Origin of the sequence: Streptomyces longispororuber (genome assembly GCF_024448165.1) — a bacterium.
Classification (GTDB): domain Bacteria; phylum Actinomycetota; class Actinomycetes; order Streptomycetales; family Streptomycetaceae; genus Streptomyces; species Streptomyces longispororuber_A.
The window spans coordinates 24,957-44,448 of the sequence record NZ_JAMOLN010000047.1 but is presented as its reverse complement, the minus strand read 5'-3'; the positions used below and the strand labels follow the sequence as shown (position 1 = coordinate 44,448).

General features: G+C 72.7%; 24 protein-coding genes and 1 riboswitch. Of the genes, 16 read left to right on the top strand and 8 right to left on the bottom strand.

Translation table 11 applies throughout. The annotated features are described in order from the left end of the window. The first annotated feature begins 25 nt into the window (after nt 1-25). From M4J07_RS16145 to M4J07_RS16125, 5 genes are read left to right on the top strand one after another with little or no spacing between them, the layout of a single operon-like run. Nucleotides 26-1,612, top strand: a complete 1,587-nt coding sequence (locus M4J07_RS16145) for an ABC transporter substrate-binding protein (RefSeq protein ID WP_255972412.1) — start codon at nt 26-28, stop codon at nt 1,610-1,612. Then, on the top strand, nt 1,609-2,601 hold the full coding sequence (locus tag M4J07_RS16140; protein WP_255972410.1) for an ABC transporter permease: 993 nt from the start codon (nt 1,609-1,611) through the stop codon (nt 2,599-2,601). The genes M4J07_RS16145 and M4J07_RS16140 overlap by 4 nt, the downstream gene beginning before the upstream one ends. Continuing rightward, a complete protein-coding gene (locus M4J07_RS16135) occupies nt 2,594-3,466 on the top strand; it encodes an ABC transporter permease (RefSeq protein WP_255972408.1) in 873 nt (290 codons plus the stop codon). Before M4J07_RS16140 ends, M4J07_RS16135 begins: the two co-directional genes overlap by 8 nt. A gap of 41 nt (nt 3,467-3,507) precedes the next feature. Beyond that, nucleotides 3,508-4,425, top strand: a complete 918-nt coding sequence (locus M4J07_RS16130) for an ABC transporter ATP-binding protein (protein WP_255972428.1) — start codon at nt 3,508-3,510, stop codon at nt 4,423-4,425. Continuing rightward, complete coding sequence (locus M4J07_RS16125; RefSeq protein ID WP_255972406.1) at nt 4,418-5,080, top strand: ABC transporter ATP-binding protein; 663 nt, start codon at nt 4,418-4,420, stop codon at nt 5,078-5,080. The genes M4J07_RS16130 and M4J07_RS16125 overlap by 8 nt, the downstream gene beginning before the upstream one ends. Nucleotides 5,081-5,088: 8 nt before the next feature. Here the strand turns inward: M4J07_RS16125 and M4J07_RS16120 are convergent, their stop codons facing one another. Further along, nucleotides 5,089-5,454, bottom strand: coding sequence for a DoxX family protein (locus tag M4J07_RS16120; RefSeq protein WP_255972404.1), 366 nt, complete (start codon nt 5,452-5,454; stop codon nt 5,089-5,091). Between the two features lie 88 nt (nt 5,455-5,542). Here M4J07_RS16120 and M4J07_RS16115 point away from each other — a divergent pair, with 88 nt between their 5' ends. The 8 genes from M4J07_RS16115 to M4J07_RS16080 all read left to right on the top strand — a co-directional run bounded on the left by M4J07_RS16115 (nt 5,543) and on the right by M4J07_RS16080 (nt 10,955). After that, nucleotides 5,543-5,950, top strand: coding sequence for a winged helix-turn-helix transcriptional regulator (locus M4J07_RS16115; RefSeq protein WP_255972402.1), 408 nt, complete (start codon nt 5,543-5,545; stop codon nt 5,948-5,950). Nucleotides 5,951-6,088: 138 nt separating this feature from the next. After that, nucleotides 6,089-6,844, top strand: coding sequence for a hypothetical protein (locus M4J07_RS16110; RefSeq protein ID WP_255972400.1), 756 nt, complete (start codon nt 6,089-6,091; stop codon nt 6,842-6,844). A gap of 41 nt (nt 6,845-6,885) precedes the next feature. Further along, nucleotides 6,886-7,263 carry a VOC family protein gene (locus tag M4J07_RS16105; RefSeq protein WP_255972398.1) on the top strand — a complete coding sequence of 126 codons (378 nt, stop codon included), beginning with the start codon at nt 6,886-6,888 and terminating at the stop codon, nt 7,261-7,263. A 131-nt stretch (nt 7,264-7,394) separates the two neighbouring features. Next, a complete protein-coding gene (locus M4J07_RS16100; protein WP_255972396.1) occupies nt 7,395-8,255 on the top strand; it encodes a phosphatidylinositol-specific phospholipase C/glycerophosphodiester phosphodiesterase family protein in 861 nt (286 codons plus the stop codon). 104 nt (nt 8,256-8,359) lie between these two features. Continuing rightward, nucleotides 8,360-8,554, top strand: a complete 195-nt coding sequence (locus M4J07_RS16095) for a hypothetical protein (RefSeq protein WP_255972394.1) — start codon at nt 8,360-8,362, stop codon at nt 8,552-8,554. 85 nt (nt 8,555-8,639) lie between these two features. Further along, the gene (locus M4J07_RS16090; RefSeq protein ID WP_255972392.1) at nt 8,640-10,211 is read left to right on the top strand and encodes a hypothetical protein; all 1,572 of its coding nucleotides are present in this window, start codon (nt 8,640-8,642) and stop codon (nt 10,209-10,211) included. A 52-nt stretch (nt 10,212-10,263) separates the two neighbouring features. Further along, nucleotides 10,264-10,566 (top strand): ArsR/SmtB family transcription factor, encoded by a 303-nt coding sequence (locus tag M4J07_RS16085; RefSeq protein WP_255972390.1) that lies wholly within the window; start codon nt 10,264-10,266, stop codon nt 10,564-10,566. Then, nucleotides 10,563-10,955, top strand: a complete 393-nt coding sequence (locus M4J07_RS16080; protein ID WP_255972388.1) for a VOC family protein — start codon at nt 10,563-10,565, stop codon at nt 10,953-10,955. Before M4J07_RS16085 ends, M4J07_RS16080 begins: the two co-directional genes overlap by 4 nt. 19 nt (nt 10,956-10,974) lie before the next feature. Here the strand turns inward: M4J07_RS16080 and M4J07_RS16075 are convergent, their stop codons facing one another. The 3 genes from M4J07_RS16075 to M4J07_RS16065 all read right to left on the bottom strand — a co-directional run bounded on the left by M4J07_RS16075 (nt 10,975) and on the right by M4J07_RS16065 (nt 13,307). Next, nucleotides 10,975-11,559, bottom strand: coding sequence for a TetR/AcrR family transcriptional regulator (locus M4J07_RS16075; protein WP_255972386.1), 585 nt, complete (start codon nt 11,557-11,559; stop codon nt 10,975-10,977). 129 nt (nt 11,560-11,688) lie between these two features. Continuing rightward, nucleotides 11,689-12,852 carry a phosphodiester glycosidase family protein gene (locus M4J07_RS16070; protein WP_255972426.1) on the bottom strand — a complete coding sequence of 388 codons (1,164 nt, stop codon included), beginning with the start codon at nt 12,850-12,852 and terminating at the stop codon, nt 11,689-11,691. Between the two features lie 98 nt (nt 12,853-12,950). Then, nucleotides 12,951-13,307, bottom strand: coding sequence for a DUF779 domain-containing protein (locus tag M4J07_RS16065; RefSeq protein ID WP_255972384.1), 357 nt, complete (start codon nt 13,305-13,307; stop codon nt 12,951-12,953). A 75-nt stretch (nt 13,308-13,382) separates the two neighbouring features. On the opposite strand from M4J07_RS16065, the gene M4J07_RS16060 reads away from it, so the two are divergent. After that, the gene (locus M4J07_RS16060) at nt 13,383-13,739 is read left to right on the top strand and encodes a hypothetical protein (RefSeq protein WP_255972382.1); all 357 of its coding nucleotides are present in this window, start codon (nt 13,383-13,385) and stop codon (nt 13,737-13,739) included. A gap of 21 nt (nt 13,740-13,760) precedes the next feature. Here M4J07_RS16060 and M4J07_RS16055 read toward each other — a convergent pair whose 3' ends face one another. Continuing rightward, nucleotides 13,761-14,909, bottom strand: coding sequence for a hypothetical protein (locus tag M4J07_RS16055; protein ID WP_255972380.1), 1,149 nt, complete (start codon nt 14,907-14,909; stop codon nt 13,761-13,763). Between the two features lie 196 nt (nt 14,910-15,105). Here M4J07_RS16055 and M4J07_RS16050 point away from each other — a divergent pair, with 196 nt between their 5' ends. Next, nucleotides 15,106-15,726 (top strand): L-threonylcarbamoyladenylate synthase, encoded by a 621-nt coding sequence (locus M4J07_RS16050; RefSeq protein ID WP_255972378.1) that lies wholly within the window; start codon nt 15,106-15,108, stop codon nt 15,724-15,726. A 53-nt stretch (nt 15,727-15,779) separates the two neighbouring features. Continuing rightward, nucleotides 15,780-16,352 (top strand): hypothetical protein, encoded by a 573-nt coding sequence (locus tag M4J07_RS16045; RefSeq protein ID WP_255972376.1) that lies wholly within the window; start codon nt 15,780-15,782, stop codon nt 16,350-16,352. On the opposite strand, the gene M4J07_RS16040 is transcribed toward M4J07_RS16045, so the two are convergent. Genes M4J07_RS16040 through M4J07_RS16030 form a run of 3 tightly spaced genes read right to left on the bottom strand, consistent with a single transcriptional unit; the run spans nt 16,349 to nt 19,235 of the window. Continuing rightward, complete coding sequence (locus tag M4J07_RS16040) at nt 16,349-17,146, bottom strand: ABC transporter ATP-binding protein (protein ID WP_255972374.1); 798 nt, start codon at nt 17,144-17,146, stop codon at nt 16,349-16,351. The genes M4J07_RS16045 and M4J07_RS16040 overlap by 4 nt on opposite strands. Further along, the gene (locus tag M4J07_RS16035) at nt 17,143-18,159 is read right to left on the bottom strand and encodes a FecCD family ABC transporter permease (protein WP_255972372.1); all 1,017 of its coding nucleotides are present in this window, start codon (nt 18,157-18,159) and stop codon (nt 17,143-17,145) included. The genes M4J07_RS16040 and M4J07_RS16035 overlap by 4 nt, the downstream gene beginning before the upstream one ends. Continuing rightward, on the bottom strand, nt 18,156-19,235 hold the full coding sequence (locus M4J07_RS16030) for an ABC transporter substrate-binding protein (protein ID WP_305127771.1): 1,080 nt from the start codon (nt 19,233-19,235) through the stop codon (nt 18,156-18,158). Before M4J07_RS16030 ends, M4J07_RS16035 begins: the two co-directional genes overlap by 4 nt. A gap of 38 nt (nt 19,236-19,273) precedes the next feature. Next, nucleotides 19,274-19,474: riboswitch (cobalamin riboswitch) on the bottom strand. Nucleotides 19,475-19,492 lie beyond the last annotated feature (18 nt).

Here is a 19,492-nt window from a genome sequence, read left to right as displayed (position 1 = left end):
CTGATCTTGAATAGGGGTGGACGGCGTGGCAAGGCCGGCACGGAGCGCCATAGCAGGGGCAGCGGTCACCGCACTGGCGGTGACCGCTGCCGCGTGCGCGGCGCCGGGCGACGGCGCGAAGGGCGGCGACGCGGACAGCAGCGCCGTCGTCGGCATCGCCTACGAACCCGACAGCCTCAGCCCGCTCCTCGGCTACGGCAAGGACGGCAACTCCAAGATCTTCGACGGACTGCTTACGCACGACGCCGACATGAAGCTGAGGCCCGCCCTCGCCGCCGCCCTGCCGAAGGTCACCGACGGCGGACGCACGTACACGTACCGGCTGCGTGACGGCGTGAAGTTCAGCGACGGCAAGCCGTTCACGTCGAAGGACGTCGTCTTCACCTACGAGACGATCCTCGACGAGAAGACCAACAACGCGTCCAGGACCGAACTGGACGCCGTGAAGGACGTCGAGGCCACGGGTGACGACACCGTCGTCTTCCACCTCAAGTACCCCTACGCCCCGTTCGCCGAGCGCACGGTCCTGCCCATCGCGCCCGAGCACGTCGCAGGCCGCCAGGACGTCAACAACGGCGAGTTCACCACGAAGCCGATCGGCACGGGCCCGTACGAGCTCGTGAAGTGGTCGAAGGGCGAGCAGCTCGTCTTCAAGGCCAACCCCGGCTACTGGGGCGGCGCGCCGAAGATCAAGAACTTCACCATGGCGATCGTCAAGGACGACGACGTGCGCGCCACCCGGCTGCGCTCCGGCGACCTCGACGGCGCCATCCTGCCGCCGAACCTCGCCAAGACCTTCAAGGGCGACGCCGCGAAGAAGACGTACACGGCGAAGACCTTCGACTACCGCGTCGTCACCCTGCCCACCGGCAACAAGGTGGCGGGCGACACCGCGATCCGCCGCGCCCTCGACATCGGCGTCGACCGCAGGACCATGGTCGACCGGATCCTGGAGGGCGCGGGCAAGGCCGCCTACGGCCCCGTGCCCACCGACAGCCCCTGGTTCACCAAGGGCACCGAGCGCACCCACGACGTCGAGAAGGCCAGGAAGCTGCTGGACCGCGCCGGGTGGAAGACCGGCGACGGCGGCGTCCGCGAGAAGGACGGCGTGCGCGCCGCGTTCCCGCTCTGGTACCTCACCGGCGACAAGCTCCGCCAGGACCACGCCCTCGCCTACGCCTCCGACGCCAAGAAGCTCGGCATCGACATCAAGGTCGAGTCCGGCACCTGGGAGGTCATCGAGCCGCGCATGCCGAAGGACGCGGTCCTCGCGGGCGGCGGTGCCCCCGCCGACCCCGACTTCGACCAGTACACGCTGCTCAAGTCCGCGCTCGCCGGCGACGGCTTCAACAACATGGCCTGGTACGAGAACGCGACGGTCGACGCCGCGCTGGAGGACGCCCGCCGCAGCGGCGACCGCGCCGAGCGGCAGGCCGCGTACGACACGATCCAGCGCGAACTCGTGAAGGACCCCGGCTACACGTTCCTCACGCACATCGACCACCTCTACGTCGTCGACGAGCGGTTCGGCGACCTCACCACCCAGACCGAGCCGCACGACCACGGCCTGGCCTCGGGACCCTGGTGGAACGTGGAGGACTGGCGCGCATGAGCAGGCGGCTCCCCTGGGGGCCGATGGCGCGCCTGACGGGCCGGCGGATCCTGTTCGCCGTGCCCGTCCTCGCCGCCGTCACCTTCGGCGTCTTCGCGATCGCCGCCGCGTCCCCCTTCGACCCCGTCAAGGCGTACGCGGGCACGGCCGGCCTCACCGCGTCGCAGCACAACCTCGACCAGCTCCGCGCCAACCTGGGCGTCGACCAGGCCCTGCCCGCCCGCTGGTGGGACTGGCTGACCTCCGCCCTCACCGGCGACCTCGGCGACTCGGCCGTCCTGCGCCAGCCGGTCGCCGAGGTCATCGGCGAACGCCTGGGCTGGTCCGTCCTGCTGGCCACGACCGCGTTCCTGATCGCCATCGTGCTCGGCACCCTCCTCGGCGTCCTCGCCGCCCGCCGCCAGGGCGGCTGGCTCGACCGCGCCGTGACCTCCCTCGCCTACACCCTGGAGGCCGCGCCGCCGTTCTGGCTCGGCCTGCTCGCCGTCTGGCTGTTCTCCCTCGAACTCGGCGTGCTGCCCGCGGGCGGACTCACCGACACCGGCACCACGACCGTCACCGCGGGACAGGTCGCCTCCCACCTCGTCCTGCCCGCGGGCGTGCTCGCCGTCTCGCAGCTCCCCTGGTTCGTCCTGTACGTGCGCCAGGGTGTCGGCGACGCACTCGACGAGGACCCCGTGCGCGGCGCCCGGGCCCGCGGACTCGCCCCGCGCACCGTCCTGTTCGGCCACGCCCTGCGCTCCGGCACCCTGCCCGTGCTCACCCTGATCGGCTCACGCGTGCCCGAACTCATCACCGGAGCCCTCCTCGTGGAGACCGTCTTCAGCTGGCCCGGCATCGCCGCCGCCACCGTCCAGGCCGCCACCTCCGTCGACTTCCCACTGCTCGCCGCCCTCACGGTGCTCGCGACGCTCGCAGTCCTCGCCGGGAACTGGGCCGCCGACCTGCTCTACGGCGTCGCCGATCCGAGGGTGGGCTTCGATGGCTGACCAGAACCTCGACTGGCGCACCCGCGGCGCCCGGCGCCGCTCCACCCGCACCTGGCGGGTGCGCTCGTCGGCCGCGATCGTCGCCCTCGTCGTCCTCGCCGTGCTGCTCGTGCCACCGCTCACCAACCTGGATCAGCAGGCGGTCGACCTGACCGCCAAGCTCCAGCCCCCGTCCTGGGCGCACCCGTTCGGCACCGACGACGTCGGCCGCGACCTGCTGCTGCGCTGCGTGTACGGGCTGCGCGTCTCGCTGCTCGTCGGCGTCGTGGCGGCCGTCGTCGCCACCGTCATCGGCACCGCCGTCGGCGCGCTCTCCGGTGCGCTCGGCGGCTGGGCCGACCGGGCCGTGATGCGCGTCGTCGACACCTTCTCGTCCGTCCCGCACCTGCTCCTCGGCATCTTCGTCGTGGCGATGTTCCGGCCGGGCGTCTGGCCGGTCGTCGTCTCCGTCGGCCTCACCCACTGGCTGTCCACGGCCCGCATCGTGCGCGCCGAGGTGCTCTCGCTGCGGTCGCGGCCCTACGTCGACGCGGCGATCTCCGGCGGCGCCTCACGCCGGCGGGTGACCGTGCGGCACCTGCTCCCGGGCGTCCTGCCGCAGGCCGCGCTCGCCGCCGTCCTCATGGTCCCGCACGCCATCTGGCACGAGTCCGCCCTGTCCTTCCTGGGGCTCGGGCTCCCCGCCCACCAGGCCAGCCTCGGCACCCTCGTGCAGAGCGCGCGCGGCTCGCTGCTCGCCGGCGACTGGTGGCCGACGCTCTTCCCCGGCCTGTTCATCATCGTGCCGACCCTCGCCGTCGCCGGACTCGGCGGCGCCTGGCGCGAACGGCTCGACCCGCGCCGCCGATCGGAGCTGACCCTGTGACCCCCGTGCTCTCCGTGGAACGACTGTCCGTACGGTTCCGGATGCGCGACGGCGTGTCCGTACGGGCCGTGTCCGACGCCTCCTTCGACCTCGCGGCGGGGGAGTGCCTCGCCCTCGTCGGCGAGAGCGGCTGCGGCAAGTCGGTGCTCGCCTCTGCCCTGCTCGGCCTGCTGCCGGAGAACGCCGAGACGGCCGGCTCCGCCCACCTCGGCGACACCGACCTGCTGGCCGCCGACGAACGCACCCTGGCGCGCCGCATCCGCGGGCGCCGGGTCGGCCTCGTCCCGCAGAGCCCCGCCGCACACCTGACCCCCGTCCGCACCGTGCGCTCCCAACTGGCCGAGACCATCAGCCAGTTGACGCGAGCCGGACGGCGCGGCCCGCAGCTCGCCACGGCCGTCGCGGCGGCCGCCGACCGGGCCGCGTTCCCCCTCGACCACCTCGACCGGTACCCGCACGAACTCTCCGGCGGCCTCGCCCAGCGTGCCGCGACCGCGCTCGCCCTGGTCGGCGACGCCCCGCTGCTCCTCGCCGACGAACCCACCACCGGCCTCGACCGCGACCTCGTGGAGCGCACCGTCGACGAACTGCGCCGCCACATCGGCGACGACCGGGCCCTGCTGCTCATCACCCACGACCTGGCGGCGGCCGAACGGATCGCGGACCGGGTCGCCGTCATGTACGCCAGCCGGATCGTCGAACTCGCCGACGCGGACGCCTTCTTCGGCTCGCCCGGCCCCCGGCACCCGTACGCCCGCGGCCTCCTGAACGCCCTGCCCGACCGGGAGTTCGCCCCGATCCCCGGCATGCCGCCGGAGCTGACCACCCTGCCCGACGGGTGCGCCTTCGCGGCGCGCTGCGCCCGCGCCGACGACACCTGCGCCTGGGTTCCGGGACTGCTGGACGGCGTCGCCTGCCACCACCCCGAGACGGCCGGCGCGGAGGTCACCCGTGCTTGAACTGCTCTCCGTCACGGCGGGCTACGACCGCCGGGCGCCCGTCCTGAGCGACGTCACGCTCACGGTGGAACCGGGCGCCGCCGTCGGCCTGCTGGGGCCGAGCGGCTGCGGCAAGTCGACCCTCGCCCGGGTCGCCGCCCTGCTGCACGAACCGTACGCGGGCCGCGTCGTCATCGACGGCGAACCGGCCCGCGGCTGGCGGCACCGGGCGCCCCGTGCCCAGCGCACCGCGTTCGGCGTCGTCTTCCAGCAGCCCCGCCTCTCGGCCGACCCGCGACTGAGCCTCGCCGACCTGATCGCCGAACCGCTGCGCGCCGGACGCCTCGAACACACCGCACGCGTACGGGAATTGGCGGACGCCGTCGGCCTCGGCGGCGACCTGCTCGGCCGCCGCCCCCACGAGGTCAGCGACGGCCAGCTGCAACGCGCCTGCCTGGCCCGCGCGTTGACCCTGCGCCCGCGCTGGCTGATCTGCGACGAGATGACCGCCATGCTGGACGCGTCCACGACCGCGGCGCTGGTCGGCGTGGTCGAGGAGTACCGCCGGGAGACGGGCGCCGGACTCCTCGCCGTCGGACACGACCGGGTGCTGCTCGAACGGTGGTGCGGGCGGACCGTGGAGTGGGGCGAGCGCGGACCGGCCGACGACGCCTGAGGGCGGCGTCAGACCAGACTCGTCGCCAGCCACGCCGCCACGACGGCCAGGGCGAGCAGCCCGATGTTGAGCCCGATCACGCGCGCCTCGCCCCGGGACAGGTGCAGCGCCGTGCCGCCGACCTGCACGAGCCCCAGGCCCACCGCCGCCGCGACGGCCAGCCCGACCGCGACGTCCGTCAACGGCGGCAGCACCAGACCCAGCGCGCCGAGCACCTCCAACGCGCCGATGGTCCGCACGGCGGGCATCGGCACCGTGTCGACCCAGCCCATCATCGGCCGCAGCGACTCCTTGTCCTGCAGCAGCTTCTTGCCCCCGGCGTAGACGTAGAACAGTGCGAGAGGTATGGCGACGATCCAGTACGCGACATGCATGGAGGCCCCTAGGGAAGGGTGACGGGATGGGTTACGAACCGTAAGTAGCCTCATCATGAGTCACCGTCGAGACGTCTACAAAAGGCACATGCGTGTGCCTGAGGGCGAAGGAGCCGTCATGGAGCAGTACGAGCACACCTGCATGATCCGGGGCGACGGCGGTCAGGCGGTCCGGGCCGTCCTGGACCGGATCTGCGACAAGTGGACGATGCTGATCGTCGCCACCCTCGACGCCGGCCGGATGCGTTTCGGCGAACTCCACCGGCACGTCCCCGGCATCTCGCAGCGCATGCTGACCCTGACCCTGCGCAACCTCGCACGCGACGGCCTCGTCTCCCGCACCGCCCACGCCGAGGTGCCGCCACGCGTCGAGTACGAACTGACGCCGCTCGGCAAGAGCCTGATCCCGCCCGCTCTGGCCCTCGCGGGCTGGGCCATCGAGCACCTTGCGCAGATCCAGGAGAGCAGGGCGGTGTACGACGCACCGGCGGACTGACGCGCGTGCGGGGGTACAGTGCGGCCGTGCGTTGATCCTCCGGGCGGCGGCCGACCGAGCCGCCGCGGACGGTACGGGCGACCCCGCGGCAGGGGCCGCCCGCTCGGCCTGCCCGTCACTCCCACCCGGAGATCGCCCGTGACCGCTCGACAGCCTTTGTCCTACGACACGTTCGTCGCCCTGGCCCGCAATGAACCCGCCGTCGTCGGCCTCGTTCTCAAGGGCTCCCACGCCCACGAGGGCATGGCCACCGCCCACTCCGACCACGACCTGTACGTGGTCGTCGCCGACGGCGCGGACACGCCCCTCACCCGGTTCGCAGGGCACCGCACCCCCGAACTCGACCTCGTCGTCCTGCCCCTCGCGGCGTTCCGCACCGCGGGCATGCCCGGCATCGAACGGTACGGACTCGCGCGCGCCCGGATCGTGCTCGACCGGCTCGACGGCGGCATCGCCCGCACCGTCGCCGCCAAGGCGCGACTGAGCGCCGACGAAGCAGCCCGGGACGCGGGGGATTGGCTCGACGCCTACGCCAACTCCCTCTACCGGTCGGTCAAGAACGACCGCGACGGGCAGGCGCGCGCGGCCCGGCTCGACTCCGCCGACAGCGTCCGCTTCCTTCTGGAGCTGCTCTTCGCGCTGGACCGCAGGCCACGCCCCTACAACAAGTACCTGGAGTGGGAACTGGCCAGGTTCCCGCTACCGGAGTGGGACACCGATGAGCTCCTCGAAGCCGTCGACCGGATCTCCACGACCGGTGACGTGACCGCGCAGCGCCGGCTGTTCGCCCGGGTCGAGGCATGCGCGCGGCGTGCCGGGCACGGCCCGGTGCTGGACGGATGGGGCACCGACCTGGAGCTGATGCGGCCGGCGCGCCCGGCGTGCGCACCGTGAACTCCTGGACAGGCAGCCGATCTTCGTGATCCCTTGGGCGCATGACGTCCTTGATCAGGCACATCACCCTCGACTGCGCCGACCCGTACACCCTCGCGGGCTTCTGGGCCCAGGTCCTCGACGGCGCCATCACCGACGAGGACAGCCCCGGCGACCCGGAGGTGCTGGTGGAGAGCGCGCACGCGGCGCTGCTCTTCATCCGGGTCGAGGAGGGCAAGGCGGTCAAGAACCGCACCCACCTCGACCTCCAGCCCCAGGACCGGACCCGGGACGAGGAGGTCGACCGGCTGCTCGCGCTCGGGGCCACCGTCCAGGGCGACCACCGCAAACCCGGCGGGCTGGGCTGGGTGACCCTGCACGACCCCGAGGGCAACGAGTTCTGCGTCGAGCGCAGCGCGGCGGAGCGGGCCGCGACCTGACCCCGGCGGCCGATGGCCCGACGGTGAACCGGGGGCGGCAGTCCGGCCAACTCCCTTCACAGCACTGCCGTTCGACGCCGTGCTCCCCGCATACTCACCCGTGTCCCACCGGCCCACCACGGGAGGCACACATGGCCCTGACCACCCGCCGCAGAGCCCTCGGCACCCTCGCCGCAGCACTGGCGACCGGTGCCGCGGCGCCCCAGCTCGCCCAGGCCGCCGGGCGCGGGCGCGGTCCCCGTCCGCTGGCGCGCGCCCACGCGCACAACGACTACGACCACCCGCGGCCCCTCCTCGACGCCCTCGACCATCGGTTCAACAGCGTCGAGGCCGACATCTACCTCGTGAACGGCGACCTCCTCGTCGCCCACGACCCCGTCGACCTCGACCCCGCCCGCACCCTGGAGTCCCTCTACCTCGCCCCGCTCGCCGCCCGGGTGAAGGCCCAGCACGGATCGGTGTACCGGGGCTGGCACACCCCGCTTCAGCTGCTGATCGACATCAAGACCGAGGGCGCGGCGACGTACGTCGAGCTCGACCGCCAACTGCGCAGGTACCGCGGCCTGTTCACCACCTACGCCCACGGGCGGGTGCATGAGCGGCCCATCACCGCCGTCGTCTCCGGGGACCGCGCGGCCCGCGTCCCGATGGAGGCGCAGCGCACCCGCAGCGCCTTCTACGACGGCCGCCTCACCGACCTCGGCACCACGGCGCCCGCCTCGTTCGTCCCGCTCATCAGCGACAACTGGGCCAACAACTTCACCTGGCAGGGCATCGGGCCGATCCCCGCCGCCGAGCGCGAGAAGCTGCGCGGCATCGTGGGCGCGGCGCACGCCCGCGGGCAGCGGGTCCGGTTCTGGGCGACCCCGGACCTGGCCGGTCCGCAACGGGACGCCGTGTGGGCCGAGTTGATCGCGGCGGACGTCGACCACCTCAACACCGACGACCTCGCCGGACTCGAGGCGTTCCTCGTGGCGCACGACCGAACCTGAGCAACACCCGTTCGGGGGACAGGTCGTGCCCCGACGGACGCCCTCCGCTGCGTCACACTTGCGGCCGAAAGCCACGGTGTTGACGTGGCGGAGGAGGTTCGGCGATGTCACTGTCCATTTCTGTCGTGCTGCTGCTCCTGGTCGTGGCGGTGATCTTCCTGCGCAACGGCGCCATGAAGTTCTCCCACGCGCTCGTCTGCGTGCTGCTGGGCTTCCTGCTCGCCGGCACCAGCGCGGCGCCGACCATCCACGACGGCGTCAACGCCACCGCGGGCCTGGTCAGCAGCCTCAACCCGTGATCCGCACCCCGGTGATCGTTTCGGGTTCGTGAACAACTCCCGTATGTGCATGGACACTTCAAGGGGCGGCGCCTAGCTTCACGGGATGCCGTCTCGCAGACTCCTCATCCGTGCCCTCGTCCCGGCCGTCCTGGCCCTCGGCGTCGTGTGCCCGCCCGGGGCCCGGGCCGACGAGATCCCCAAGGCTCCGGGGCACCGTCTCGTCGAGCAGTACGAGGGCGCCCCGGCCCAGCCGCTCCCGGTGCCGGGCAAGGCCCCGGCCCAGCACCCGTACCTCGCCGCGAACGGCAGGAGCGGGATGCACGCGGACGCCTGGGGCAGCGGCACGTACCCCTGGAGCGGACCGAACGGCAGGCAGCCCACCGTCCGCAGCGAGCAGATGGCCGCGCTCGGCGGCGAGTGCGCCACCGTCACCTTCGACCGGGCCGGCCGGATCGTCACCGTCTGCGGCACGTTCAGCGGTTTCCTGGTCAAGCTCCTGGATCCGGCGAGCCTTGCCACGCTCGCCGAGTACAAGCTCCCGCAGCGCCCCTCCACCGTCGAGGCCATCACCCGGCTCGACTTCTCCCGGATCTTCAAGGACACCTCGGGCGGCGCCTACTCCTACCTCGACGACCAGGACCGGCTCGTCCTCGCCGACTCCCGCCAGCACATCGTGCGGCTCGCGCACGAGCAGGCCGCGGACGGCAGCTGGCGGTTCGTCGTCACCGACGACTGGGACCTGACCGGAACCGTCCCGCACGACTGCGTCAGCTGGACCAACCTCTACCCGAGCGGCGAGTGCGACCCCGTCACCTCCGTGATGCCGGACTGGGACGGGCGCGTGTGGTGGGTGACCCGGCAGGGCCGCGTCGGCACGGTCGATCCCGGCAGCGGGGCCGTCCGGTCGATCAGGCTGGACGGGGAGGAGATCCAGAACTCGTTCTCCGTCGCCGAGGACGGCGTCTCGATCGTCACCGACCACGCGCTGTACGGCTTCGGCGCGACGGCCGACGGCACCCCGAAGGCCGTGTGGCGGCAGACCTACGACCGGGGCACGGGCACCAAGCCGGGCTCGGTCAACCAGGGCAGCGGAACGACCCCCGACCTGTTCGGCGAGCACGAGAACTACGTGGCCATCACCGACAACGCCGACGACCGCATGAACGTCCTGGTCTACCGCCGGGACGCCGCCGTCCCCGCCGACCGGCGGCTCGTCTGCAAGGTCCCCGTCTTCGGCTCCGGTGCCTCGACCACCGACAACTCCCTGATCTCGTACGGCGACAGCCTCGTCGTGGAGAACAACTACGGCTACGAGAACGTCTCCTCCCTGACCTTCGGCCGCAGCGTCGTGGGCGGGGTCACGCGGATCGACGTGCGCGACGACGGCAGCGGGTGCGACACGGTGTGGGAGAGCGATGTGCGCTCGCCGTCCACCGTGCCGAAGCTCTCCACCGCGAACGGACTGCTGTACTTCTACACGAAGGAGCCGAACACGCTGGGCATCGACGCCTGGTACCTGACGGCCGTCGACTTCCGCAGCGGCGCGACCCGCTGGAAGCGCCTGGTCGGCACCGGCCTCGCCTACGACAACAACTGGGCGCCCGTCACGATCGGGCCGGACGGCACCGCGTACGTCGGTGTCTTCAACGGTCTGACGGCGGTGCGGGACAGCTGAACCCGCTCTCCCCGACTTGATAGGCAAGTGAACAGTTGCCTATGCTGGGGTCGTGGCCGATGACCTGTTCAAAGCCTTGGCCGACCCCACCCGCCGCATCATCCTCGACGAGCTCACGGAGAAGTCCGGGCAGACACTGTTCGAGATCTGCTCGCGGCTGAGCATGAAGCACCAGCTCGGGATCTCGCGCCAGGGGATCTCCCAGCACCTCGCGGTGCTGGAGGCCGCCGGGCTCGTCGAGACCCGGCGGGAGGGCCGCTACAAGTTCCACGACCTGAATACGGCTCCCCTGCGGCGGATCGCCGAGCGATGGCTCGGGGCCGACGCGCCGGGGCCGGAGGAGAGCACCCCATGAAGATCCATCTGACCAGCGTCTTCGTCGACGACCAGGCCAAGGCCGAGCACTTCTACACCGAGGTCCTCGGCTTCGTGAAGAAGCACGACGTGCCGGTGGGCGGCGAGGCCCGCTGGCTCACCGTCGTCTCGCCCGACGAGCCCGGCGGCACCGAACTCCTGCTGGAGCCCGCCGGACACCCGGCCGCCAGGACCTACCGCGACACGCTCGTCCAGGACGGCATCCCGCTCGCCCAGTTCGCCGTCGACGACGTGCACGCCGAACACGAACGGCTGACCGGCCTCGGAGTGGTCTTCACGCAGGACCCCCTGGAGATGGGGCCCGTCACCACCGCCGTCTTCGACGACACCTGCGGCAATCTGATCCAGATCGCGACGGAGCCGAAGTAGCCCCGGCCGCCGCGCCCCGTCACGCCTCCGGCGGACCGGCCTGCTCCCGCATGCCGCGCAGCAGCAGGTCGATCAGCCGCCGGGGGTCGTAGCGCGGATCGTCGCCCGGGCCGATGCAGAGGTTGCCGATGCCGCGCAGCAGCTCGTACGGCTCGGTCCCGGGCCGGATCTCGTCGGCCGCGGCCGCCGCGTCGAGCAGCTCCGCGGCGACCGGCACCAGCCGGTCCACGAAGTACGTGTGGAGCGCCGCGAAGCCGCTGCCGTCCGGCCGCAGGGTGTCGGCGAGCCCGTGCTTGGTGACCAGGAAGTCGACGAACAGATCGATCCACCGGCGCAGCGCCACGAAGGGGGAGCCGGCCTCGGCGAGCAGCGCGGGACCCGCCTCGGCGCAGGACTCCACCTGGTGCCGGAAGACGGCGACGACGAGGTCCGCCCGCGTCGGGAAATGGCGGTAGATCGTCCCCATGCCGACGCCCGCCGCGGCCGCGATCTCCCGGATCGGCGCGTCGACACCGGACGTGACGAACACCTCGGCGGCCGCGGCCAGCAGCTTCTGCTGGTTGCGCACCACGTCGGCCCGCTTGCTCTGCCCCGCAGTGGGCACCGCGCTCTCCTCCCTGCGACCGCCTGCCCGGCGGGCGCGGACGGTGCTCCGCACGCCAAGCGGAGCGATGTTCCGCTTCAGTCTAGCCGAAGCGGCCCCCCGTCCGGCCGCGCCGGGCCCACGCGCCCGTCAGGAGCGGGAGTACACCCCGATGCCGTTCGCGACGGCGCGCTCCGGCGGATCGCTGGGGTGGTTGCGGACCGAGACCGTCGCCGCCCCCGGCTCCCGCGCGACCAGCGTCGACGAGCCGCCCCCGTCCAGGCTGAACGCGTCCTGCGCGCCCAGCCCCCGCATGGTGTCCGCCACTTCGGCGATCGACAGGCCCGTACGGTAGGCCGGCGCGCCGTCCAGGGCGAGCAGGATCAGCGTGCGTCCGTCGTCCGCGATGCCCGCGGCCGTCCGCACCGCGGACGTCTTCGCGTCCAGACCGGGCAGCGGCGCGCCGTCGCGCAGCACGGGATAGCCGCCGACCGCGAACCGGAACGGCACCCGTGACCGCTCCGCGACCAGCCGGTGGTGCACCGACACCGGGTCACCAGCCGACAGCTTCCGCAGCCACTGCGCCCCCGCCTCCCGGCCCACGAGCACCGTCGTGCCGTCCGCTATCGGGCCACTGCCCGGCACGTCGGCGGCCGACACCACCCGCCCGTGCCGCACCGTCACCTCATAGGTGTCCGTGCTGCACGGCGCGGCGCGCTGGGTGTCCGTGCCGCAGGTGGCGCGCACCCGGGACACCCCACCCCACTCCGCGGTGAACGCCCCCACCGAACCGACCGGCAGCGCGTACTGGTTGAGCCCGCCGAGCGCGACCCGGTCGTCCCGGGTGCGCACCGACCCGTCGAGCGCGAGGCTGTCGAGCCGGGCCCGCCGGTCCACCCCGACGCCCAGCACGTCCCGCGTCGAGGTGCCCGGCGGCAGGGCCGGACCGAACCGCTGCCCGTCCGGCACCGACGCCTTCAGGGTCCGCCCGCCCGCGATCGCAGGACCGACCGCGGCACCGGTCGCCTCCACCCCCGGGTGCTGGGTCTCCGTGATGTTGAAGAAGTCCCCGTTGACCCCGCCCACGGCGCCGCTCGCGTCGGCCATCGCGGAGACGGTGGCGCGGGCCCCGACCGCGCCCGGGTGCAGCAGATCGACCCGGACGTGCGGGTCGCGCAGATCGACGGTGAGGACGTGGGCGTGGGTGGTGCCCTTGGCCGCGGGTATGTCGAACTCGCTGTACGTGACGCCCGGCGCCGGGCCGGAATCGGCGCTGGCCGGCGCGGCCCCCGTCAGGGCCGCGCCGGCCAGCATGGTCGCGACCGCCAAGGTCGCCAGGACTCGGTTGCGTCTCTTGCCAACTCTCGTCTGCATCAGGGGAGTTCAGCAGACGACAGGGCCCCCGTCGATGGCTAGGTGCCGACCAGCCGGGAACGGATCAGGAAACGTACGCCCTCCGGCGCCTCCAGCGAGAAGCCGCTGCCGCGCCCCTCGACGACGTCGACGATGAGCCGGGTGTGGCTCCACACCTCGTACTGGCTCTTCGACATCCAGAACGACACCGGCTCGGTCACCCCCGCCACGGCCAGCTCGGCGAGCAGCACGTCCGAGCCGCCGGTGCGGAACTCGCCCGCCGGATAGCACATCGGGGCGCTGCCGTCGCAGCAGCCGCCGGACTGGTGGAACATCAACGGACCATGGGCGTCGCGCAGTCGCCGCACCAGCTCGGCGGCCGCGGGCGTCAGCTCCACGCGGGGTACGTCGGTCATGGCGGACCAGTCAACGGGGGCGGAGGTTGCGACCACGTTGCACGCGGGGGAGCGTCGCACGCATAGGCTCGCACCATGGAACAGAGGGAGATCATTCTGCGGGCGATCGGCGTGCTGACCGAGACCGGGGAGATGGTGCGCAGGATCAGTGACGGCGAGGCGCTCGACACGGACCTCACCCAGCTGGGGCGCCTGGTGTCGGAGGTGTTCCCGACGGTCGAGATCCCGGCGGGCGCCACGCCCGAGCAGGCCGCGGAACTGACCATCGCCGCGCTCATGCCGGCCAGCGTGTCGCTCGTCGAGGCCTTCGCCTTTCTCTTCACGCAGCTCGCCAAGGTGCACGACGAAGGACGCGTCGACGTCAACTCCACCGAACTGCTGCAGGAGATCGCGCTGCGCATGTCGGACGCGGGCGACGAGGAAGTGGACTGAGCGTCCGCCCTCCTCGCCGCGCTACTTGGACGGGTCGCGGAACCTGCCGAACGCCTTCGTGAAGGCGCTCAGCGGTGACCCGTCCGCCTTGCCGGGCGCCGACGGCGGGCGCGGCACACCGTCGCCGCCCGTCGCCTCGGCCAGCGCGGACTGCGCCGCCTCGGCCGCCTCCCGGTACAGGTCACGGGACTTGGTCATGGCGTCCAGCGCCTCGGCGTACCGGCCGACCATGTGCTGCGCGTGCGCCAGCTCCTCCTCGGGGGTGAGCAGGTGCCAGCCCTTGCGCAGCCGCGTCAGCGCCCGCTCCGCCTCGGGCGTCAGCGGCCGGGGCAGAGCGGCGAACTCGATGATCCTGGCCGTCAGTTCGGCCGGGTCCGAGCCGTCGAGGAAGACGCTGCGCACCGTGAAGCGGTCCGCGTCGTAGCCCTCCAGCGGCGGAGTCGTGGGCAGCACGACGGCGCCACCGCGCGGCATCCGCACCTTCAGCTCGCGCTGCAGCGCGACGTCGGCGATCTGCGACTGGTCCGGTGTGGCCCGGTGCTCGATCACCCGGTGGCGCAGGCTCGGCGGCAGGAACCCGGTGACCGGCCGCTGTCCGCGCGCGTCGGGCGTCATCGCCTCGTGCACGACCACGTGCACGAACCAGCTCTGCCGGGAGCACTCCCTGACGAGATGGCGCAGCTCGTCGGCGTCCTTGGGCAGATGGTTCGACGCGCGCAGCCGTGGCCCCGGCACCGTGTCGTGGTCCCAGGCCACCCGGTCGCTGTCCGGCCAGAACATCGTCGCGGGCGACGGCCACGCCAGGTCCCAGGACCGCTCGGCCTCCGCGGCCAGCACCCAGCCGGTGCCCTCGCCGTCCCGGCGCCGCCCCTCGGGCTCGTACATCGTCAGCTGCGCGCGCACGGTGACGTCGTCGGCGACCCGCCACCGGGCCTCGAAGACCCGCCGGGCGCCGGGGCCGGGGTCGGCGTCCTCGTCGCGCGGGTGCAGCACGGTCGAGCGGGCCGCCTCGACGGGATCGAGATCGCCGAAGTCGTCCAGCACGCCCGCCGCCTTGAGAGCGATCAGGTTGCGCCGGACGTCCTGCTCGGGCTCGGACCCGAGATGGCGGCCGCGGGCCAGCCAGACGGTGTCGGGGACGGTGGGCGATGAGGTGTTCTTCTTGGCCATGGAGTCGTTCTGTGAGGGAGCGATGCCGCTCCAGTATGGGCCGTGAACCCGTCTTCGCGCGTGAGCAGGGTGGGCCGGTGTCGGGATTGTCGCGCGTGTACGGGGCTCTGCCCGCTCGCGAGCGTCGCACGCATACGCCGCGTTTTCCGGGACCGCGCGAGCGGGCCCCGCGGCCGTGATCCCGTACGCTCGCCCAATGGCCAGGTACTTCGACGTACACCCCGCGAACCCGCAGCAGCGCATCATCACGGCGGTCGCCGACGGCATCCGCGACAGCGCGCTCGTCGCCTATCCCACCGACTCGTGCTACGCGCTCGGCTGCCGGCTCGGCAACCGCGACGGCGTCGACCGGATCCGCGCGATCCGGCACCTCGACGACCGGCACCACTTCACGCTGGTGTGCCAGGACTTCGCGCAGCTCGGCAAGTTCGTGCACATCGACAACGACGTGTTCCGCGCCATCAAGGCGGCCACGCCCGGCAGCTACACGTTCATCCTGCCCGCGACGCGGGAGGTGCCGCGGCAGCTCCAGCACCCGAAGAAGAAGACCGTCGGCGTGCGCATCCCGGACCACGTCGTCACCCAGGCACTCCTCGCCGAACTCGGCGAGCCGCTGCTGTCCAGCACCCTGCTGCTGCCCGGCGAGGACGAACCGCTGACCCAGGGCTGGGAGATCAAGGAGCGCCTCGACCACGCCGTCGACGCCGTCCTCGACTCCGGGGACTGCGGCACCGTGCCCACCACCGTCGTCGACTTCTCCAGTGGAGAGGCCGAGATCGTGCGGCGCGGCGCGGGGGATCCCGACCGGTTCGAGTGACCTGAGCGCCGCGCCTCCCCGGGCGGCGCGGCCGGAGCTCCGAGGATGTGCCCATGCACTCCCTCCCTGCGCTCCTTTCCCGGCGGCTGTCGCGCCGCGTTCTCCTCCCGCTGGCCGCGGCCGCCGGTCTGCTCGCCGGGGCGGCCGCCCCGGCGCTCGCGGACGAGCCGTGCGGCTCCGTCGTCGTCGCGCCGCTCGAGTCGACCGGTCCCACCGCCGAGCCCTGCACGAGCAAGGACGCCGTGGTCTGCCGGATCCGCGAGATGAACTGGCCCGAGAAGGTCGTCGCCCGGGACGTCCGGCAGGACTACCACGGGCTCCTGGAGGACATGCGGCGCACACAGGCGGAGATGCGGGACGCGGGCGCCTTTGACGAGGACGTCGCCCGCCGCATGGTCGACATGCGCAACGACGCCAAGGAGATCACCCGCGCCGGGATGAGCCCGGAGGAGGTCGCCGTCCTGGAGGCCCGCAACACCGCCAAGTACGGCAACCCGCTCGGCCCGACCGCCGACCAGCTGTACGCCAAGTACGGATCGTGGCAGCAGGTCATCGACGCGTCGACCCGCACCAGCGCCGCCGTCGACCACGAACTGGGCCTGGAGTACCGGCCCTGCCCCGTCTAGGAGCCGGCCGCGGGGGCACCGGGGCCACCGAGGACGCCGAGAAAGCGGATGTGCGGGGGCTCGCCGGGGCCCGGACGGGCGACCCGGGCCCGTACCCCGTACACCTGCGCGATGAGGTCCTCCGTGAGGACGTCGGCCGGTTCGCCCGCGGCGACGACCCGGCCGCCGTCGAGGACGACGACGCCGTCGCAGTAGGCGGCGGCCAGGTTCAGGTCGTGCAGGGCCACGACACTGGTGAGGTCCAGGCCGCGGATCAGGTCGAGGAGCTCCAGCTGGTGCTGGATGTCCAGGTGGTTCGTCGGCTCGTCGAGCAGCAGCTCGCGCGGCTCCTGCGCCAGGGCGCGGGCGATCTGCACGCGCTGGCGCTCCCCGCCCGACAGGGTGTGCCACAGCCGCCGGCTCCGGTCGGCCAGGCCGCTGCGGTCGAGGGCGGCGCGGACCGCGGCCTCGTCGGCCGCCGACGCGGGCGCCCAGGCGCGACGGTGCGGTACGCGTCCCAGGCGCACGACGTCGGCGACGGTCAACTCGACCTGGGTGTCGGCCTGTTGCTGCACCATGGCGATCCGCCGGGCCGCGGTCCTGCGCGGCACCGACGACAGCGGGTCGCCGTCCAGGGTGACGACGCCGCTCGACGGCGCGAGCACCCCGGCCAGGAGCCGCAGCAGGGTGGACTTGCCCGAGCCGTTCGGGCCGAGGAGCCCCGTCACCGTGCCGGGCCGCGGGGTGAGGTCCACGCCGTCCAGGACGAGCGGGCCGCCCGGCGTCCAGGACAGCGCCTTGCCCTCCAGGCTCATCGGGCGCTCCTGCCGCGGTGGAGGACCAGCACGAACGCGGGCACCCCGATCAGTGACGTCACCACTCCGACCGGCACCTCCTGCGGTTCGAGGACCGTACGAGCGAGGGTGTCCACCCAGACAAGGAACACCGCGCCGGCCACCGCGGTGACCGGCAGCAGCCGGGTGTGTCCGGGACCGACGAGGGCGCGCGCCGCGTGCGGCAGGACCAGGCCCACGAAGCCGATCGCGCCAGCCGCGCTGACCAGCGCCGCGGTCAGCAGGGCGGTCACGCACAGCAGGACGAGGCGGGTCCTCGCGACATGGACGCCGAGGGCGGCCGCCGCCTCGGGACCGAACGCGAACGCGTCCAGCGTCCTGCCGTACCCGAGGCACACGGCGAGCGCGACGACGAGCACGGACAGACACAGCCACACCTCGGTCCAGCCGACCCCGCCGAGCGAGCCGAGCAGCCAGAACAGCACGCCGCGCGTGGTCTCCGCGTCCGCCGCGGTCAGCACGACGAACGACGTCAGCGAGGAGAACAGCTGCATCGCGGCGACCCCGCAGAGCACCACCCGGTCCGTGGTGCCGCCCAGCGTGTGGCTGAGCAGCAGCACCATCGCGAACGAGACGAGCGCGCCGAGGAACGCGCCGCCGGACACCGAGAGCGCCCCGCCGCCGAGCCCGAGCACCACGACGAGGACGGCCCCGGTCGACGCCCCCGACGACACGCCCAGGACGAACGGGTCCGCGAGCGGATTGCGCAGCAACGCCTGCAGCACCGTGCCGCACACCGCGAGGCCCGCCCCGCACACGGCGGCCAGCAGCGTGCGCGGCAGCCGCAGGTTCCAGACGATGCCGTCCCGGATCGGCGACAGGTCCGAGACGCCCCAGCCGGCGTGGGCGGCCACCGTCGACCAGACGTCGCCGACCCGGATCTGCGCCGGGCCGACGGTGATCGCGACGGCGACCGACGCACACAGCGCGAGCAGGCCGGCCGCCCAGGAGAGGCCGGGGCGCAGCGCGGTCACCCGGCCTGCTTCCCGGGGCCGACGAGGCCGAACTCGCGCAGGGCGGCGGCCACTTGCTCGATGCCGTCGACGGTACGGATGGTCGGGTTCATCGCCTGCCCGCTGAGCAGCACGTACCGCTTCTTGCGGACGGCCGTCATGTTCTTGGTGACCGGGTCGGACTCCAGGAACCTGATCTTCTGCGCGGCGGACTCCGCCGACTGCGAGCGGCGCGTCAGATCGCCGATGACGAGGACGTCCGGGTCGCGGTCCGCGACGGTCTCCCAGTTGACCTGGGGCCACTCCTCGCGCGTGTCGTCGAAGACGTTCCGCGCGCCGAGCTCCTTGGTCACGATGCCCGGCGCGCCGCAACAGCCCGCCATATAGGGCGAGTCGGAGTTCGCGAACCAGTGCAGCAGGGTCACGTCCTCGGCGTCGATGCCCGAAGTCGCCTTGGTGACCCGGGCCTTGAGCCGCCCGATGAGCTTCTGGCCGCGTTCCTCGACGTCGAAGACGCGCGCCAGGTCGCGGATCTCGCCGTAGACGGTGTCGAGGGTGAGCGCGGTCGTGCGCTTCCCGTCGCCGTCGCCGCTGTTGTCCTTGCCCACGCAGTCGGTGGGGGAGAGATAGGTGGGGACGCCGAGCTTCTCGAACTCCTCCCGGGGCGCCACGCCGCCCTTGCCGAGGGTGTACGTGAACGAGGCGGCGGCGAAGTCCGGTTCGGTGTCCAGGACCTTCTCGAAGGACGGATAGCGGTCGGCCAGCCGCGGCACCTTCGCGTTCGCCTTCGTCAGGTTCTTCAGGACCGGGTCGGTCCAGGTCGCGGTGCCCACCATCCGGTCGGCGAGACCGAGCGAGAGCATGATCTCGGCGGAGCCCTGGTCGAGGGCGACGGCGCGGCGCGGGGCGTGGTCGACCCGGACCTTCGTGCCGCAGTTGTCCAGGGTGATGACGGCCGCCCGCGCTCCGTCGTCGGTGGTGGCGGCGGTTCCGGAGCCGCCGCATCCGGTGAGCAGCACCGCACCCGCCAACAGGGGTGCGGCACGGCGGACATGACGTGCGAACGGCACGGGAGTTCCTCTGCGTCCAGGGCTCATACGCGGAGCCGGCCTACGGTCCGCCCCCGGCCGCTGATCGGTTCCGGAGGCCGCCAGCAGGTCTTCGGACTCGGGATCGTCCGGACGGAGCGCCTTCCCAGGCCGGTCTCCCGGCCCAGTGGCAGTTGCCCCGCCCGTCACCCTCACCGCTGCGCGTCAGTTCCGGACTTCCACCGGATTCCCTGACCCGTGTACGTACAAGTACGCACAAAGGTACGACTGGCGTTCGGAAGCTATCACAGGAGGTCCACGGCCCG

What these genes read in the sequence shown, in the direction of transcription:
- M4J07_RS16140 (WP_255972410.1), top strand. Translation starts at nt 1,609, where the DNA reads ATGAGCAGGCGGCTCCCCTGGGGGCCGATGGCGCGCCTGACGGGCCGG.
- M4J07_RS16135 (WP_255972408.1), top strand. Translation starts at nt 2,594, where the DNA reads ATGGCTGACCAGAACCTCGACTGGCGCACCCGCGGCGCCCGGCGCCGC.
- M4J07_RS16130 (WP_255972428.1), top strand. Translation starts at nt 3,508, where the DNA reads ATGCGCGACGGCGTGTCCGTACGGGCCGTGTCCGACGCCTCCTTCGAC.
- M4J07_RS16120 (WP_255972404.1), bottom strand. Translation starts at nt 5,454, where the DNA reads ATGCATGTCGCGTACTGGATCGTCGCCATACCTCTCGCACTGTTCTAC.
- M4J07_RS16115 (WP_255972402.1), top strand. Translation starts at nt 5,543, where the DNA reads ATGCGTGTGCCTGAGGGCGAAGGAGCCGTCATGGAGCAGTACGAGCAC.
- M4J07_RS16105 (WP_255972398.1), top strand. Translation starts at nt 6,886, where the DNA reads ATGACGTCCTTGATCAGGCACATCACCCTCGACTGCGCCGACCCGTAC.
- M4J07_RS16100 (WP_255972396.1), top strand. Translation starts at nt 7,395, where the DNA reads ATGGCCCTGACCACCCGCCGCAGAGCCCTCGGCACCCTCGCCGCAGCA.
- M4J07_RS16095 (WP_255972394.1), top strand. Translation starts at nt 8,360, where the DNA reads ATGTCACTGTCCATTTCTGTCGTGCTGCTGCTCCTGGTCGTGGCGGTG.
- M4J07_RS16090 (WP_255972392.1), top strand. Translation starts at nt 8,640, where the DNA reads ATGCCGTCTCGCAGACTCCTCATCCGTGCCCTCGTCCCGGCCGTCCTG.
- M4J07_RS16080 (WP_255972388.1), top strand. Translation starts at nt 10,563, where the DNA reads ATGAAGATCCATCTGACCAGCGTCTTCGTCGACGACCAGGCCAAGGCC.
- M4J07_RS16070 (WP_255972426.1), bottom strand. Translation starts at nt 12,852, where the DNA reads ATGCTGGCCGGCGCGGCCCTGACGGGGGCCGCGCCGGCCAGCGCCGAT.
- M4J07_RS16065 (WP_255972384.1), bottom strand. Translation starts at nt 13,307, where the DNA reads ATGACCGACGTACCCCGCGTGGAGCTGACGCCCGCGGCCGCCGAGCTG.
- M4J07_RS16060 (WP_255972382.1), top strand. Translation starts at nt 13,383, where the DNA reads ATGGAACAGAGGGAGATCATTCTGCGGGCGATCGGCGTGCTGACCGAG.
- M4J07_RS16055 (WP_255972380.1), bottom strand. Translation starts at nt 14,909, where the DNA reads ATGGCCAAGAAGAACACCTCATCGCCCACCGTCCCCGACACCGTCTGG.
- M4J07_RS16050 (WP_255972378.1), top strand. Translation starts at nt 15,106, where the DNA reads ATGGCCAGGTACTTCGACGTACACCCCGCGAACCCGCAGCAGCGCATC.
- M4J07_RS16045 (WP_255972376.1), top strand. Translation starts at nt 15,780, where the DNA reads ATGCACTCCCTCCCTGCGCTCCTTTCCCGGCGGCTGTCGCGCCGCGTT.
- M4J07_RS16040 (WP_255972374.1), bottom strand. Translation starts at nt 17,146, where the DNA reads ATGAGCCTGGAGGGCAAGGCGCTGTCCTGGACGCCGGGCGGCCCGCTC.
- M4J07_RS16030 (WP_305127771.1), bottom strand. Translation starts at nt 19,235, where the DNA reads ATGAGCCCTGGACGCAGAGGAACTCCCGTGCCGTTCGCACGTCATGTC.